The sequence below is a fragment of the Halomonas sp. TA22 genome (assembly GCF_013009075.1).
Lineage (GTDB): Bacteria > Pseudomonadota > Gammaproteobacteria > Pseudomonadales > Halomonadaceae > TA22.
Genome location: NZ_CP053108.1, coordinates 1,548,172 through 1,563,644, shown reverse-complemented (window position 1 = coordinate 1,563,644; position 15,473 = coordinate 1,548,172). Strand labels below are relative to the sequence as shown.

17 protein-coding genes and 1 pseudogene are annotated in these 15,473 nt (G+C 64.3%); 9 read left to right on the top strand and 9 right to left on the bottom strand.

Annotation, left to right across the window (positions count from 1 at the left end; translation table 11 throughout):
- Positions 1-90 precede the first annotated feature (90 nt).
- The 4 genes and pseudogenes from HJD22_RS18070 to HJD22_RS07260 form a co-directional block, all read right to left on the bottom strand.
- Positions 91-303, bottom strand: a pseudogene (locus tag HJD22_RS18070) (cytochrome P450); the annotation flags it as partial.
- Between the two features lie 251 nt (positions 304-554).
- On the bottom strand, positions 555-758 hold the full coding sequence (locus HJD22_RS07270; protein ID WP_208654947.1) for a hypothetical protein: 204 nt from the start codon (positions 756-758) through the stop codon (positions 555-557).
- A 13-nt stretch (positions 759-771) separates the two neighbouring features.
- Positions 772-2,178: a hypothetical protein gene (locus HJD22_RS07265; RefSeq protein WP_208654948.1), complete on the bottom strand. Its 1,407-nt coding sequence runs from the start codon at positions 2,176-2,178 to the stop codon at positions 772-774.
- A gap of 15 nt (positions 2,179-2,193) precedes the next feature.
- Entirely contained in the window at positions 2,194-2,526 is a 333-nt protein-coding gene (locus HJD22_RS07260) for an FAD-dependent oxidoreductase (protein ID WP_208654949.1), read from the bottom strand.
- 245 nt (positions 2,527-2,771) lie between these two features.
- On the opposite strand from HJD22_RS07260, the gene HJD22_RS07255 reads away from it, so the two are divergent.
- Complete coding sequence (locus HJD22_RS07255; RefSeq protein ID WP_208654950.1) at positions 2,772-3,590, top strand: methyltransferase; 819 nt, start codon at positions 2,772-2,774, stop codon at positions 3,588-3,590.
- On the top strand, positions 3,587-4,594 hold the full coding sequence (locus tag HJD22_RS07250; RefSeq protein WP_208654951.1) for a methyltransferase: 1,008 nt from the start codon (positions 3,587-3,589) through the stop codon (positions 4,592-4,594). The genes HJD22_RS07255 and HJD22_RS07250 overlap by 4 nt, the downstream gene beginning before the upstream one ends.
- Here the strand turns inward: HJD22_RS07250 and greB are convergent.
- The gene (gene greB, locus HJD22_RS07245; protein WP_208654952.1) at positions 4,569-5,108 is read right to left on the bottom strand and encodes a transcription elongation factor GreB; all 540 of its coding nucleotides are present in this window, start codon (positions 5,106-5,108) and stop codon (positions 4,569-4,571) included. The two genes, HJD22_RS07250 and greB, sit on opposite strands and share 26 nt — an antisense overlap.
- A gap of 124 nt (positions 5,109-5,232) precedes the next feature.
- Between greB and HJD22_RS07240 the strand changes: the two genes are divergently transcribed.
- The 7 genes from HJD22_RS07240 (at position 5,233) to HJD22_RS07210 (ending at position 11,682) form a co-directional block, all read left to right on the top strand.
- Positions 5,233-5,874, top strand: coding sequence for a hypothetical protein (locus HJD22_RS07240; protein WP_208654953.1), 642 nt, complete (start codon positions 5,233-5,235; stop codon positions 5,872-5,874).
- A 73-nt stretch (positions 5,875-5,947) separates the two neighbouring features.
- Positions 5,948-6,586: an NUDIX domain-containing protein gene (locus tag HJD22_RS07235; protein ID WP_208654954.1), complete on the top strand. Its 639-nt coding sequence runs from the start codon at positions 5,948-5,950 to the stop codon at positions 6,584-6,586.
- A 4-nt stretch (positions 6,587-6,590) separates the two neighbouring features.
- Positions 6,591-7,037, top strand: coding sequence for a DUF1249 domain-containing protein (locus HJD22_RS07230; protein ID WP_208654955.1), 447 nt, complete (start codon positions 6,591-6,593; stop codon positions 7,035-7,037).
- An 8-nt stretch (positions 7,038-7,045) separates the two neighbouring features.
- Positions 7,046-7,816, top strand: a complete 771-nt coding sequence (locus HJD22_RS07225; protein WP_208654956.1) for a phosphodiesterase — start codon at positions 7,046-7,048, stop codon at positions 7,814-7,816.
- A 161-nt stretch (positions 7,817-7,977) separates the two neighbouring features.
- Entirely contained in the window at positions 7,978-8,889 is a 912-nt protein-coding gene (gene cysD, locus HJD22_RS07220) for a sulfate adenylyltransferase subunit CysD (protein WP_208654957.1), read from the top strand.
- Positions 8,889-10,331 (top strand): sulfate adenylyltransferase subunit CysN, encoded by a 1,443-nt coding sequence (cysN, locus tag HJD22_RS07215; RefSeq protein ID WP_208654958.1) that lies wholly within the window; start codon positions 8,889-8,891, stop codon positions 10,329-10,331. Before cysD ends, cysN begins: the two co-directional genes overlap by 1 nt.
- A 229-nt stretch (positions 10,332-10,560) precedes the next feature.
- A complete protein-coding gene (locus HJD22_RS07210; RefSeq protein ID WP_248730149.1) occupies positions 10,561-11,682 on the top strand; it encodes an App1 family protein in 1,122 nt (373 codons plus the stop codon).
- A 14-nt stretch (positions 11,683-11,696) separates the two neighbouring features.
- Here the strand turns inward: HJD22_RS07210 and HJD22_RS07205 are convergent, their stop codons facing one another.
- The 4 genes from HJD22_RS07205 to HJD22_RS07190 are packed head-to-tail and all read right to left on the bottom strand — an operon-like array spanning position 11,697 to position 15,473.
- A complete protein-coding gene (locus HJD22_RS07205; protein ID WP_208654959.1) occupies positions 11,697-12,452 on the bottom strand; it encodes an ATP-binding cassette domain-containing protein in 756 nt (251 codons plus the stop codon).
- The gene (locus HJD22_RS07200) at positions 12,446-13,495 is read right to left on the bottom strand and encodes an iron ABC transporter permease (RefSeq protein ID WP_208654960.1); all 1,050 of its coding nucleotides are present in this window, start codon (positions 13,493-13,495) and stop codon (positions 12,446-12,448) included. Before HJD22_RS07200 ends, HJD22_RS07205 begins: the two co-directional genes overlap by 7 nt.
- Entirely contained in the window at positions 13,492-14,418 is a 927-nt protein-coding gene (locus HJD22_RS07195; RefSeq protein ID WP_208654961.1) for a hemin ABC transporter substrate-binding protein, read from the bottom strand. The genes HJD22_RS07200 and HJD22_RS07195 overlap by 4 nt, the downstream gene beginning before the upstream one ends.
- Positions 14,415-15,473 (bottom strand): ChuX/HutX family heme-like substrate-binding protein, encoded by a 1,059-nt coding sequence (locus tag HJD22_RS07190; RefSeq protein ID WP_208654962.1) that lies wholly within the window; start codon positions 15,471-15,473, stop codon positions 14,415-14,417. The genes HJD22_RS07195 and HJD22_RS07190 overlap by 4 nt, the downstream gene beginning before the upstream one ends.

Sequence of the window (15,473 nt, the reverse complement as noted above, 5' to 3'; positions counted from 1 at the left end):
TCGGCGGAGCCGCCGGTATTGGCCGGCGGCCAATGGAAATAGGGGGCGAAGATCAGCAGGGAGGTGCCGGCTGGCATCGTGCCGCGCTCCCACTGCGTCGGTGGTCTCGCGCAGGATCATTGGCGTGGTCGGCCACAGACGCAGCGATTCGAGTACGCTGGCGCGCAGCAGGTTCAGCTCGGGGCACGTCTCGCTCTTGTGGTGAAAGATCTCCATTTGTACCCGGGCGGCCTGGTCGGGGTGTGCCGCGAGTAGCGTCAAGGCACGGAAGGAGGCCATGGCCGCAGGGTCGAAGGCGAACAGCCACTGAGGTACTGATTCTCCGGCGAGGTGTCGCTTTTTTCTTGGGAATATTGGCCATGTAGGCCGCCAGGCTGCCCGCTTCCGCCTGCTCCAGGTAGCGGCTCAATTGCTCCAGGAATTGCTCTCTCTTGGCCGTATCCTTGTGCCGCAAAAAGCCCCAGTTGGCATTGGCACGCAGTGATGCCAGCAGTTCGGTGAAGTCATGGTCGTCACGCGCCGAGTCGCCCAGTACCACCCGCCGAACGACACGATCAGCTCAGGCTGCCGTTGCGTTGCTGCACGGTATGCAGTAGCTCTGCCGCCTCCTCTTCGATCAACGGCATGAACTTTTCGGCCATGGAATGAATCGGGCTACCGTCGTCTCCTCCAGTAGCCGGTGTACATGGTCGGGGTCGAGAATTCAGCGCCATGGGCAGCGAATCGTGACCGGACCGGCTTTCCGCTCTTTGTTCCATGCGAGCCTCCTGCTCAAAGGGTAGGTGTTTCGTTGACGATGCGTACCTCGTAGGCCCCGTTCGATCGGTCCAGAAAATCGCTGAATCGGCCAAGCGGCAGGGGCCCGGGAAGGGGATAGCGCGCCGAGACGCGCTTCTTCAGCTGGGTGTGGTAGCGGCTGAAGGAGCCGAAGTCCCGGGGATAGAGCTCTTCGCGCACGCCGATGAAGCGCCCGCTGCGGGTGGCTCGGGAGAGAATCTCCTTCCAGCGCCCGATGCTTGGCAACCCGATACCCTCGACGCCATGATTGATCAGCATGAGATTGATCTCGTCGAAGGCCGGTTCGGTGTCCAGGTAGCGCTCCAGCGCCTCGGCCGAGGGGGTCATGTTGAACTTCATCCAGAAGGGCACCGAGCCGGTCCTGAGGGCCCAGTAGGGTTCGTTGATGGCAAAGGAGCCGACGAGAAGGCGGTTGGCTTTCATGCCTCGCTCTTGATAGTGGCTGCGATAGAAGTTGGCCACGAGAGGGCTGAGATCCTCCGGCTCCTGGAATACGAGGCGCTTCACCTTGAAGCCGTGCTGGGCGGCGAAACGCAGGATGTCCTCGGTGAGCGCCGGCTCGTAGCCCCACTCCGCTTCCGGGCTTTCGCCGTCGGGCTCGGGTGAATCCCATTCGCGTACCGGGGCGTCATAGCGTTCGAGAAACTCACGTACCCGGGGGCCGCCGTGCAGATATTCGTCCTCGGTGGCACCGCCCAGGCCGCCATGCTGGAATACATGCCGCTCGCCGGCCGTGGTGGTCGGCCACTTGCGTTGGCAATCGACGATGACAATGGTGCCGCCCGGCTCGAGCTGGTTTTGCAGAAAGCGCTCGTACGCCTTGCCCAGCGTGAGGCGCTTGACCCGGAAGTAGTCCATGTAATCCGCCATGAGGCGATCCTGGCTGCCGTCATGCATCTGATGGAGCTTGAGTTCCGGGTTGGCTGCCAGCAGGTCCGGACCGAAGCGCTGGCCGAACGCGAGAGCCCCCTTCGGGTCGTCGTTATCGCCGGTGACATGACGTACCGGAATGAAGTGGCTCTGCGGCAGCCAGGGGATATCCAGTAGCGCGCAGAGGTTGACCAGCGCACCGTTGGATGAGCCCACCATCACCGCCTGGTAGCGCCGCCGGGGGTAGCTCGAGGTGACCCAGGACGCGATCGTCTCGGCATCGACTTTATCCAGCCGGGAAGGGGAGAGCGCTTCCTGTAGCCCGCCCAAGGCGTAGATCTCTTCGCGCACGCGCGGCGAGAACAGGTTACTGAGCCGGGTGAGCGGCTCCACCAGGCGAGGCTGCCCCAAGTTGGGGAAATCCTTGCCATGCAGTACGTTCGCCGTGGCCCGCAACATGCCAGTGGCGGAATCGAAGTTGGCAATGGAAGATGTGGCGCTCGGTCGCATGATTTGCTCCTTTTCTCACGACCCTCCATGGGTCATATCGGCGTTGGCGATATGCCGGAACAGCCTCGGCACGTCCTGTGCCACGTACTTGTAGCTGTTCATGCCGAGTATGCCGTCATAGGCGATCCCGACCTGAATAGTGGCTATCGCCCAGCAGCTCGCGCCTGCGCCGCAGTGATCCTTGTCGATCACGATGACATCGGCATCCGCTTCTTCCCTCAGCCACTGTGCCGCGGACAAGCCCGCCATGCCGCCACCGATGATGACGTAATCGGCTTGGGTATCCGCTTCCAGTTTCGGCATGGCCTTGGGCTGCTCGGTGTCGTGCCAGAAAATTTCCTTTTTCACATGCACTCCTTGATTGTAAACCTGCTATTTTCTTTAGTTGTCAAAAGGATGAGCTATCTATCCCAAGGTAGTCATAAAGAGAGTCTCCCCCAGGTAATCTTCGGTATCGCTTGGAAACCGAAGTTGTCGATAGGCAGAGCCTAGTGTCGGAAGAGCCTAGTGCCGAGCTTGGCCACCTCTCTGGCGTTTCACAGCGCGTCGGGCACGGGTAGAATGCGCGCCACACATGCCAGTGCAATGAAGCCATGACCGATTCTGCCCCTTTCTCGCCCGCCGGCGACCGTCACTTCGACGGCCTCGCCGAGAAATTTGCGGGCAGCCTCTACGGTGGATCGCGAGGTGCGCTACGCTTGACGCTGCTCGACGGCCTGCTGCCGAAAATGCTCGAACTCAAGGGCCAGCCGCTGCTCGATGTGGGGGCAGGGCTCGGCCAGATGAGTGGCTGGTTCGCCGCGCGGGGCCATGCGGTGACCCTCGCCGAACCCTCCGCCGATATGCTGGATGCCGCGCGTCAGGCATTAGGGGCGCTACCCGACGGTCAGGCCACCTTTCTGCAAGTGCCGTTGCAACGCTTGCCGGAACAGGCTCCTGGCCCTTGGCGGCTGATCGTCTGTCATGCGGTGCTGGAGTGGCTGGCCGAGCCGCGCCAGGCCCTGGCCACGCTTGCGCGGTTGCTGGCGCCGGGTGGGCAACTGTCGCTGATGGTGTTCAACCGCGATGCGCTGCGTTTTTCCAATATCGTCAAAGGCAACCTCGACAAGGCGTTGGCCGACCGCCTGGCCGGTACCGGCCAGCGCCAGCGCTTGACGCCTATCACGCCGCTCTCACACAGCGAGATTGCCGCCTGGAGCCGGGAGTGCGGCCTGCGTGTCGATGGCGTAGCGGGTATCCGGGTTTTCCACGATTACTTGCGCGAGCGTGATCCCCAGGGCAAGACGTTCGACAAGATCGTTACCCTCGAGAAGCGCCATTGCCAGGCCGAACCCTACTGGCGGCTGGGCCGTTACCTGCTCTATACCCTGACCAAACCCGCCGACCCAACGGCTTACGAGGAGGGGGCATGAGTGCCGAAACGCCGGTCTGCCAACTGCTGGAGCGACAGGCGACGGATTATCGCGGCTGGCTGTGGGTGGCGCCGCCACGCGATGCCTGGCTGGATACGACGCAGGGCAGCCTGCTGAGTAGCGACCATGGCGTGATCGAGGCGTGGCGTGGACGTGGACGACCCGCCTTCGATGTCTTATCGAGCGAGACTATCACGCCGCCCGGTGCGGTGTTGTTCTGGCCCAAGAGCCATGCACTGGGTGAATGGTGGCTGCTTGCGCTATGTCAGCGTCTGCCGGTGGGTACTGCGCTGCAGGTTGTCGGCGAGAACAACGGTGGCATCAAGCGGGCGCTCAAGGCACTGGCTGCCCTCGGGCTTGGCTGTCGCAAGCTCGACAGTGCACGTCGCTGCACACTGTTCGCCACACGTCTCGATCGGGTGGCACTCGAAGCGGAACACGCCTGGCACCTCTTCGAGGCCGAGGGGCTGCGTCTGGCAAGCCATCCTGGCGTATTCGGTCACGGCAAGCTCGACGATGGCACCCGGCTGCTGCTGGAAACGCTCCCCGCGGCACTGCCGAACAGCGCCGGGGAGATGCTCGATCTGGGTTGTGGCGATGGCATCATCAGTGCCTGGATGGCACGACGGGGCGCGACGCTGACCGCCACCGACATCAACCTCTTTGCGGTGGAGGCAACGCGTCGCACACTGGTGGCCAACGCGCTGGTGGGAGAGGCGCTGCCAAGCGATGTCTACTCGGCACTCGGCGAGCGGCGCTTCGATGCCATCGTCAGCAATCCGCCGTTTCACCAGGAACGCGCGATCGACTATGGACCGGCGGGGCGGCTGATACGTGAGGCGCCCGATCATCTGCGTCCGGGCGGTAGCCTGATCATTGTCGCCAATGCCTTTCTGCCCTATCCCGATCTGCTCGAGTCGGCCTTTGGCGGCTTTGAAATACTCGCAGACGATCGGCGCTTCCGCGTCTATCGCGCGGTCAGGCATCAGGGGCGCGGTAAATGATCTCGGTGATGATATAGGTCGTCTCGCCACCAGGGGCCGCGACCGTCACGTCGTCGTCCAGCGCCTTGCCGAGTAGCGCCTTGGCCAGCGGGGCATCGATACTGATCCAGCGCTTGGCGGTGTCGGTCTCGTCGTGGCCAACGATGCGGATATCGAGTTCCTCCCCCGTCTCGTCCTCAAGCGTCACGAAGGCGCCGAAATAGACGCGTCCGGTATCCGCCGGTAGGCGATCGACCACCTGCAGTTCGTCGAGTCGCTTGCCAAGATAGCGAATGCGCGCAATGACGCGGTTGAGCTCCTTCTTGTTATAGGTGTAGTCGGCATTCTCGCTGCGATCGCCCAGTGCCGCCGCCTCGCCGACCTTGGCCGACAGCTGCGGACGCTTGACCCGTGACAGGTGCTCGTGAATGCCCTTGAGGCGCGCGAAGCCCTCGGCGGTGATCAGATGGCTCTTGGCTTCCTGGCGGGGATCCTTGGCGGGATCGCGCCAGCGCGTCATGTTGCGGCCTTTCATCGGTGGGGTCCTGTTGGCTCTACGACACAAGTCGCAAGGTGGTTAATTCAAACGTTCGTTACAGTGCAGGTAAGCGCTGCTCAATGGCGCCGTCCCTCGATTATAACAACGCAGGAGTTCGCCCATGAAACTACGCAACTGCTGGTTGGCCGGGTGCCTGGCCGCTGGGTTGGCGCTATCCCCCCTGGGCCTGGCCGACAGCCATGAAGAGGCGCTCTCATCGCTCAAGGAGCGCTGGGAGCATATCGTCACCGAGATGCCCTCAAGTCAGCGGCGCTCGGCGCTGGAGTCGCTCTCCGGTGAGGCCTCGTCGTTGGCTGGCGCTCACTCCTCCGAGGCCGACGCCTGGCTATGGAAGGGGATCGTGCTGGCGTCGCATGCCCAGGAGCGGGGCGGAATGGGCGCGCTGGGGCTGGCCCGGGATGCCCGCGACGCGCTGGAGCGTGCGATCAGGCTCGATCCGCGTGGCGACAACGGCTCGGCCTACGTCACCCTCGGCGCCCTCTACGACCGAGTGCCGGGGCGGCCATTGGGATTTGGCAACAGCAATACCGCCGAGCAGATGTTTCGCCAGGCGCTGGAGATTCGCCCTGGCGGCATCGATGTGAATTACTACTACGCCGTCTTTTTGGAGGATGAGGGGCGCACGGGCGAAGCGCGCAAACATGCAAGCCGCGCAGTGGAGGGGCTGGCGCGCGAGCAGCGCGAACGCTCGGATGAATCGCTTCGTGAAGAGGCGCGGCGTTTTCTCGCCACTCTGAGGTAGTGCGTCACGGGCGCGATTGGCATTCTTCGGCGCGGGTCGCGATAATGGCGTATCGTCCCGTCCCGGAGAGCCCATGACCGAGCATGCCGCGCCACCCTTCCCGTTGACGCCACGCTTCACCCAGGCGGATATCGAGCGTCTCGACGACGAATGTCTTTACCAAGGTTTCTTCCGCCTTGAGCGACGTCATCTACGTCATCAGCGCTTTTCCGGCGGCTTGAGCAATGAGGTGGTGCGCGAGGTCCACGTTCGTCACGATGCGGTCGGCGTGCTGCTCTACGATGTCGAGCGCGACGCCGTGGTGATGGTCGAGCAGATTCGTGCCGGCGCCCTGGATGACCCGCTTAGCCCTTGGAAGCTCGAGCCTGTTGCTGGCCTCGTCGAGGCGGGCGAGTCGCCTGCCGAGGTGGCACGCCGCGAAGCCGTCGAGGAGGCGGGCTGCGAGATTGGCGAGCTGATCGAGCTGCATACCTACTATCCAAGTCCCGGTGCCTGCAATGAGCAGGTCACGTTGTTCTGCGGCCTGGTCGACAGTCAGGGGGTGGGTGGGGTGCATGGTCTTGAGCATGAACATGAGGATATACAGGTTCATGTGCTACCGTTTATCAAAGCGTGGGAACTCCTCGACGCCGGACGACTCGACAATGCCATGTGCCTGATTGCCCTCTACTGGTTGGCGAGGGAACGGGCTTCATTGCGTGCAAGGAGGTAAGCCTGTGGCGAGAACCGCCTATGTCACCGATCTGAAAACGTTGCAAGGAGAGTGCACGGCCAATTACCTGCGCCTGTCCCGCCTGTTGGGCGAACTGGAGGCAAGCGAGGTTCGCGAGGTGGCGCTCAAGGGGCGTGAGGCCCGCTTCGGCTCGCTATGGCTAGAAGTGCTGGAGCGTGCGCCCTATACCACCATCGTGCGGGTATCCCAGACCGGCGTGCTGGACGACTTCATTGAGCCGCCGCGCATGCAGGTGCATCTCTACCATGATGTGCGCATGGCCGAAGTGACCGATTTCCAGCGTCAGCGCCATTTCGACGGACGCTATCGCTATCCTAACGCGCGCATGCACCAGCCAGACGAGAAGCTGCAGCTCAACCGCTTTCTTGGCGAGTGGCTGGAGCATGCCCTGGCGCATGGTCACTCGCTCGATCTTCCTGCTCTGCGCTAAGGACGCCCATGAGGCTGCTGCAAGTCACCGATTGCCACCTGTATGCCGACCCACAGGGGCGCTCCCGGGCGGGGTTCCCCCTGCGTCAGTTGCACGCGGTAGTGGCGCATGCCCGCAAATGGCGGCCCGATATGCTGCTGGTCACGGGAGATGTTTCCCAGGATGATACCCCAGCCTCCTATCAGCATGCCTACGCAGCCTTCGCCACTTTGGGTTGCCCGTGGTTCTGGCTGCCCGGCAACCACGACCAGCAGCAGCACATGACCGATATCCAGCCACTGCACCGGGAGGTCGATCTCGGCGGCTGGCGCTTGGTGCTGCTCGATACGCAGGTCAGCGGCGAACCCCACGGAGAGCTGGGCGATGAGCAGCTCTTGGCGCTGGCCGAGCGGCTCGAGGGCGACACGCGGCCGACCCTGCTGGCCATGCATCACCCTCCGGTGAAGGTGGGTTGCGCCTGGCTGGATGCCATCGGCCTTGCCGATCGCGAGGCGTTCTGGCAGAGCCTTGCCCCCTTCGCTCATGTCAAGGCGATAGTGTGTGGCCATATTCATCAAGCCTTCGTCGGTCGACAGCCGATCAAGGGGGGGGAAGTGGCCGTTTATGGCAGCCCGGCCACTGCCGACCAATTCCTAGGCAGGGCCAGGGAGTTCGCCATCGATCAGGCCTCGCGGCCCGGCTACCGGGTGATCGATCTCGAGGGCGATACGCTGACCACCTGGGTCGAGCGAGTAACGATTGGACGCACAGTCATCTCGTCTTATGCACTTATGGGCTAAAAAGATAGTTCTTAATTCTTTGACGTTATCATCTTCCTCTCGGTAACCTAGCGCCATCATGCTGCCCTTGCCTTACGATCGTCGGATCAGCAAGGGCAGCTCAGCGTATAGGCGCTGCCGCCTGCTGCGGCGCGCTACGGTCAGCGAGGTTGCCAGTCGCGATGCTTTCCCCCGAACGCCAGACCCACTTGAAGCAGCTCGAAGCGGAGTCGATCCATATCATCCGAGAGGTGGCGGCCGAGTTTCGTCATCCGGTGATGCTCTACTCCATCGGCAAGGACTCCTCGGTGATGCTGCATCTGGCGCGCAAGGCCTTCTACCCGGGCACGCCGCCGTTTCCCCTGATGCACATCGACACCACCTGGAAGTTCCGCGAGATGATCGAGTTTCGCAACCGCATGGCATCGGAAGCGGGCATGGAGCTGCTGGTGCACACCAACGAAGAGGGGCGCGCGGCGAACATCAACCCCTTCGAGCACGGCAGCGCCAAGTACACCGACATCATGAAGACCCAGGCCCTCAAGCAGGCGCTCTCCCAGCACGGCTTCGATGCCGCCTTTGGCGGTGCGCGTCGCGACGAGGAGGCCTCGCGGGCCAAGGAGCGCGTCTACTCGTTCCGCGACAAGTACCATCGCTGGGACCCCAAGAACCAGCGCCCCGAGCTGTGGAACGTCTACAACGCCAAGATCAACAAGGGCGAATCGATCCGCGTCTTCCCGCTCTCCAACTGGACCGAGCTCGACATCTGGCAGTACATCTACCTCGAAGAGATCCCCATCGTACCGCTCTACTACGCCGCCAAGCGGCCGGTGGTCGAGCGCGACGGCATGCAGATCATGGTCGACGACGAGCGCCTGCCGCTCGATGAGGGCGAAGTGCCCGAGCACAAGTGGGTGCGCTTCCGCACGCTGGGCTGCTACCCGCTGACCGGCGCCGTGGAGTCCCAGGCCGCCACGCTGCCCGAGATCATCCAGGAAATGCTGCTGACCCGCACCAGCGAGCGCAGCGGCCGTGCCATCGACCACGACCAGGCCGGCTCGATGGAGAAGAAGAAGCGCGAGGGGTACTTCTAATGTCACACCAGTCCAACCTGATTGCCGAGAACATCGAGCAGTACCTGCACGAGCACGAGAACAAGGACCTGCTGCGCTTCATCACCTGCGGCAGCGTCGACGACGGCAAGTCGACCCTGATCGGCCGGCTCTTGCACGACTCCAAGATGATCTACGAAGATCAGCTCGCCGCCATCACCCAGGCCTCCAAGACCAGCGGCACCACCGGTGATGCCGTCGATCTCGCGCTGCTCGTCGACGGCCTGCAGTCCGAGCGCGAGCAGGGCATCACCATCGACGTGGCGTACCGCTTCTTCTCCACCGACAAGCGCAAGTTCATCATCGCCGACACCCCGGGACACGAGCAGTACACCCGCAACATGGCCACTGGCGCCTCCACGGCGAGCCTCGCGATCATCCTGATCGACGCCCGCTACGGCGTACAGACCCAGACCCGTCGGCACAGCTTCATCGCCGACCTGCTGGGCATCCAGCATCTGGTGATCGCGGTCAACAAGATGGACCTGGTCGACTTCTCCCAGGCGCGCTTCGATGAGATCGTCGCCGATTACCGCCAGTTCGCCACCAACTTGCAGGCCAGCGACATTCGCTTCGTGCCGATGTCGGCGCTGGAGGGCGACAATGTCGTCAACCGCAGCGAACGTACCCCGTGGTATTTTCAAGAAGGATATGGGAACCGAACGCTCATCGAACTGCTCGAGACCGTCGAGATCAGCCGCGATCAGAATCTTGCCGACCTGCGCCTGCCGGTGCAGTACGTCAATCGTCCCAATCTCGATTTCCGCGGCTACTGCGGCACCCTTGCCGCCGGGATCCTGCGTCCGGGGCAGAAGATCAAGGCGCTGCCCTCGGGCAAGCGCTCCACGGTCGAGCGCATCGTCACCTTCGATGGCGATCTCGAGATCGCGTATCCGGGGCAGGCGGTCACCGTCACCCTGGAAGATGAGATCGATATCTCGCGGGGCGACTGGATCGTTGCCGAGGAGGCCGAGGTACCGCTCTCGAATGCCTTCGAAGCGGACATCGTGTGGATGCACGAGGATGCGCTGGCGCCGGGTCGGCTGTATGACTTCAAGCTCGCTACCCGCGATCTCTCCGGCGAGGTGAGCGCCATCGACTACCAGATCGATGTCAACTCGCTGGAGAAGCACGCCGCCGAGTCGCTCACGCTCAATGCCATCGCCCGCTGCCAGGTGGAACTGACCGCCAAGGTACCGCTGGATGACTACCGCAGGAGCCCCGGCACCGGCAGTTTCATCGTCATCGACCGTCTCTCCAACGTGACCGTGGGCGCGGGAATGATTCGCGGGGTGGCTGCGGGTGGCGATGGTGCGAAGAGCGATGTCGACTGGCACGCCTTCGAGGTCGAATTGAACGCGCTGGTTCGCAAGCGCTTCCCGCACTGGGAGGCCAGAGACGTGCGCGAGCTATTCAAGCGTTGAGCCTGGTGAACGGCTCGACCAACGCCTCGCCTTATGGCGGGGCGTTCGTGTTTGAGCGGCTTGACTTGACGGGGCACTGCCGCACACTGGAAGCGTGTGGCGTCCGACCAATGCGACGAAACAGACATCACGACATGGAGGTCACGATGACGCGATTACCCACCGATAGAGCTTCCGTTGACGGTAGCCAGCGCCCCCGTGCTTCACGCTATCCTGGAGGATGGGCCTGATGGGGGCGCGGGGTGGCCTCAAACGCTTCTTCAAGCGTCTACTGCATATTGCGGCCAAGCCCATGAAGCGCGACCGTGGCCGGGGTGGGGTGGTAATACATCCGTACCGCGGCTATGGATCGCAGCAGGAGGCCTTCTTGATGGGCCGGGTGTTTCGCCAGGCGTCGCTGGGGCAGGTCATCCCTCGGCGCGGTGCCTTGCGCGATACCGCCGATGTGATCAGGCGTATCGCCCGACGGGGGCTGGCGGACGTTGCGGTGCGTGTCACCTTGGGCGACAACGTGATCACGGTGACCACTGACCGCGACGGCTACTTCAATGCTCATCTGCCTCTCGATCATCTCCTGCCTGGGCAGCAGACCTGGCACCAGGCCGAGCTGCATGTCGAGGCGCTCAATGAGTCCGTCAGTTCCTTCGCCGAGGTCTACATCCCGCCGCCCGATACCGACCTGGTGGTGATCAGCGATATCGACGATACGGTGATGTTCACCGGGGTGGCCGACAAGCTGCGCATGCTCTATCGCCTGTTCGTCGAGAAGGCACATCACCGCACCGCCTTTCCCGGCGTTGCGGCCTTTTATCAGGCACTGTATGTCGGTCATGATGGTGAGGCGCGCCGGCCGATTCTCTACGTCTCTCGCGGTCCTTGGAGCATCTACGAGGTGCTCGAGACGTTCTTCCAGCTCAACCGCATTCCCGTCGGTCCGATCCTGTTCCTGCGCGAATGGGGACTCTCCTGGCGTCACCCTTGGCCGCGGCGTGCCGAGGAGCATAAGTATGAGCTGATCACGCGCATGCTGGCGCTTTTCGAGGACATGCCCTGCGTGCTGATCGGCGACAGCGGCCAGCACGACCCGGAGGTCTACACGCGCATCGTCAAGGAGTATCCCGAGCGCGTGAAGGCGATCTACATCCGCAGCATCGATCAGCGTGCCAACCGCGAACGGGCGATCGATAAGCTGCGTGACGAGATCCGCCATATCGACTGTGAGCTATTGCTTGCCGCCGACAGCGGCGCCATGGCCGAACATGCTCACCGCCTGGGATATATCTCCGCAAGCGGTCTACAGCAGGTACATGAAGATGCTCGGGAGGAGCTTAGAGCGGAGGCCAGGGAGTAGCGGAGCTTGCAGGGTCAGGGAGCCAGCCGCAATACCGGCGCCCCATCGCTGCCAGCGATGCAGCTCTCGAGTTCCACGCCAAATACCCGGATCAGGCGCGACGCTGTCAGCACCTCGCCTGGCGCCCCGCTGGCGATCCGTGAGCCTCGCTCCAGCAACCAGATGCGGTGGGCGTAACGCGCCGCCAGGTTGAGGTCGTGCAGCACGCAGCAGATCGCCATGCCGTGCTGCTCCGCCAGGCGGCGTAGCAGCCTCATCAGGCGCTGCTGCTGGCCGATATCCAAGGCACTGGTCGGTTCGTCGAGCAGCAGGATGCCGCCGGCGTCACGCTCGCCGGGTTGTCCGAGCTGGCACAGCGCCCTGGCGATCATCACACGCTGTGTCTCGCCTCCCGAAAGGCTCATTGCCCCGCGCCGCGCCAGCGGCGTCAGGTCCAGCGCGGCAAGCGCGGCTGCGACCCGCTCCGGCAGCGCCTGACCGCCCAGCGCCACTAGCTGTATCACCGGCCAATCAAACCCCAGGGCGACCTTCTGGGCGACCAGCGCGCGGCGCCTGGCCAGCGCTTGTGGCTGCCAGTGCTGCAGTGCCTGCCCATCAAGGCTGACGCTGCCCATTTCCGCGCGACGATAACCCGACAGCAAACTGATCAGAGTGCTCTTCCCAGCGCCGTTGGGACCGACGATCGCCAGCAGCTCGCCGGGAACGAGGCGATCGCTGAAGGGGACCAGGGCGGGGGTGGTAGTGAAGCCGGCATTCTCCAGACTCAGCATCGGGCCGGTCCCTTGAGCAGTAGCCACAGGAAGTAGGGTCCGCCGAGCAGGCTGGTGAGCAGGCCGACGGGAATCTCGGCGGGGCTTGCCAGGCTGCGCGCCAGGCTATCGGCCACGATCAGCAGCAGTGCCCCGCCGAGCATCGAGGCGGGCAGCAGCAGCCTGTGCCCCGGGCCGAGCCACAGCCGCAGGCAGTGCGGTACCAGCAGACCAAGAAAGCCGATGATGCCGGCCAGCGCCACGCACAGGCCCACGCCCAGCGCGGTGGCAAGTACCACCCGGCGCTTGAGGCGAGGCGCATCGAGCCCGGCGCCGTGGGCGGTGAGTTCGCCGAGCTGCGACAGGTCGAGCCCCCGGGCGCAGCGCAGGAGTACGGCCAGGGCGATGGGAACGCCGATCAGTGCGCCGAGCGTGGCGCTCCATAGGGCATGGGACAGGCTGCCCATGCCCCACAGGCTGAGCTGCCTGAGCTGCTCGTCGCTGGCGATGAAGGCGAGCATGCCGCCCATTGCCCCGGCCAGGGTATTAATGGCCAGGCCCGCCAGCAGCAGCGTGAACAGCGCACTCTCGCCGGGGTGCCGAGCGCCCATCGCGAAGACCAGCACGCACACCCCAAGAGCGCCGAGAAAGCCTGCCAGAAACTGGCCATAGAGACCGAACTGCCCGGCACTGCCGTCGAACAGCACGATCCAAAGGGCCACCGCCAGACCCGCGCCACTGGCCAGCCCCAGCAGTGTCGGATCGGCCAGGGGGTTACGGAACAGTCCCTGCATGGCGGCACCGCTGCCCGCCAGCATGGCGCCCACCAGGGCGGCGAGAATCAGCCGCGGTACCCGTAGTTGCCACCACACCTGCCAGGCGAGATCGCTGGGTGGCTCGCCCAGCAGCACGCGTGGCGGCAGCCCGACGGGACCGGTCATGGCGCCGGCGAGCAGTGCCACGACGACCATAAGCGTCATGCACCCCAGCACCCTGCCAGGCGAGAGGCGAGCCGCTCGGAGGGGAGGTACGCGACGCTCGGCAAGCAGCGAGGGCAGGTTCATGCCTTGCTCCACCCGCAGAGGGCGGTGGCTGCGTCGCTCCCGGCGTTAACGGTGGAGGCGTCCGGCATGGCCAGTGTCCGATGCAGGTCGAGCAGGGCAGCAGGGGTACGCGGGCCGAAGTTGAGCAGTGCCAGGTCGTCGCATACCAATACGCGCCGGGCCTGGCCGGCCGGCGTCATGGCAAGCCCCGGCAGGCGCCACAGTCCGAATTCGCCGCCCAGCGCCGCCAGGCCGCCATGGGTGGCGATGACCACTTCGGGAGCCGCTGCGATCAGCGCCTCGGCTCCCACCGCCTTGTATCCCTGCATGGTGGAAAAGGCGTTGGCGACACCCAGGGTGAGCATCACATTGTCGGCGGCGGTATCGCGACCGGCGACCATCGGCGTCATTCCGCTGTGGCTGAGCATGAACATTGCCTGGCGTTCACTCGGGGGAGGGAGGTCTTCGAGGTGCTGAAGCTCCGCCCTCACGCTGTCGGCAAGTGCATTGCCTGCCGTTTCGCGCCCCATCGCCTGGGCCACCGCAATCACCTTGTCGGGAATCGCCTCGAGGGATGGAGGAGCGTCGATACGGATCACCTCGACGCCACTCGCCTCGAGCTGGGCGAACACTTCGCGTGGCCCCGCCTGGGCACCGACCAGCAGGCGCTGCGGGCGCAACGAGAGCACCCCTTCGGCGGAGAGGTGGCGCAGATAGCCCACCGAGGGCAGCGCAAGCAGGGAGTCGGGATAGCGGCTGGTGTCGTCGCGCCCGACCAGTGTATCGCTGGCATCGAGGGCGGCGATGATCTCGGCGATGTCGCCGCCGATCACTACCGTACGCAGTGCGTCATCGGCAAATGCCGGCAGTGGCAGCCAGCCACATGCCAGCAGCCAGCAGATAAGCCATGGCAAGGCCGAACGCCGGGCAGGCTTCGTGCTCATGCCGCCGCCTCACGTTCGCCCAGCCGACGCAGCAGTTCGCGCCAATCGGGGCGTTCGGGCTGCCCTTCGCTGCGCTGGGCATAAAGTTGCAGGATCAGTTCGCCCTCGGCGTCGAACGCCTCGAGACTGGTGACGCCACCATCGCGGTTGGGCTTGTGCACCTGCCATACCTCGTCGATACCAGCATCGTCGAGGTGCAGCGTGAACCCCTCGCCGAACAGATTGAGCCAGCCGCGCCGGCGCAGCGGGGGCGGCACCCGGCCGCTGCGGATCTGCACGCAGCCGGGACTGGCGACGAACAGCATCAGCGGCATGGCGTTTTCACAAGCCTGGCTCAGTGTCTGTTCGAGCGCCGAGGTGGTCAGGCTGCGGGTATAGCGCCCCTCCATCAGCGCATTGGCCTCGCGCCGGCTGAGGCCATGACGCTTGAGCAGGGCGAAGAACTGATGCACGTCGCTCATCGCCATCCAGTCGGCGGCCAGTCCCGGGGCGCTTGGGAGCGGGCGAGATGCCGGTTTCGCCAATTGGGTGAAAGCGGGCATGCGCTCGCTGCCCAGCGCCTCCAGCTGCTGCCACTCCTTGAGTGGCCACGGCTCGAGCGAGAACAGCTTGTGCAGTGCGCGGCCGTAACGGTCGAAGATCTGCAGGCTGAAGCGCTCCTGATGCCCCCCTTCGCCATCGGCAAGGCGGTCGCGGATCAGGCAGCTCCAGTGCCACTGAGAGAAGTGCAGACGCAGGTCCAGGCCGCCTGGATCGAGCAGCAGGCCAGCCTGCGACGAGCCGCGCAATACCGGATAGCTGCCCTCCTGCTCGAGCACCGCATGGCGGGATCGGGTCAGAGCCCTGACCCGCCCGAGGCGGTGGAAACGCTCGGCCAGGGCGTGCGGTGTGAGTGGCAGGGTGATCACGTCGCGTCCCAGGCGCGCGGCCTGCAGCTCGCCCTCGCTGATCGACAACCGTTTGGCGACCTCGATGGCCGGCAGGTGTGGCGTGCTGGCACGGGTCGCGTCGAAGGCATCGAGAATGGCTCGCTGGGTCCAGGGTAGGGAATGCAT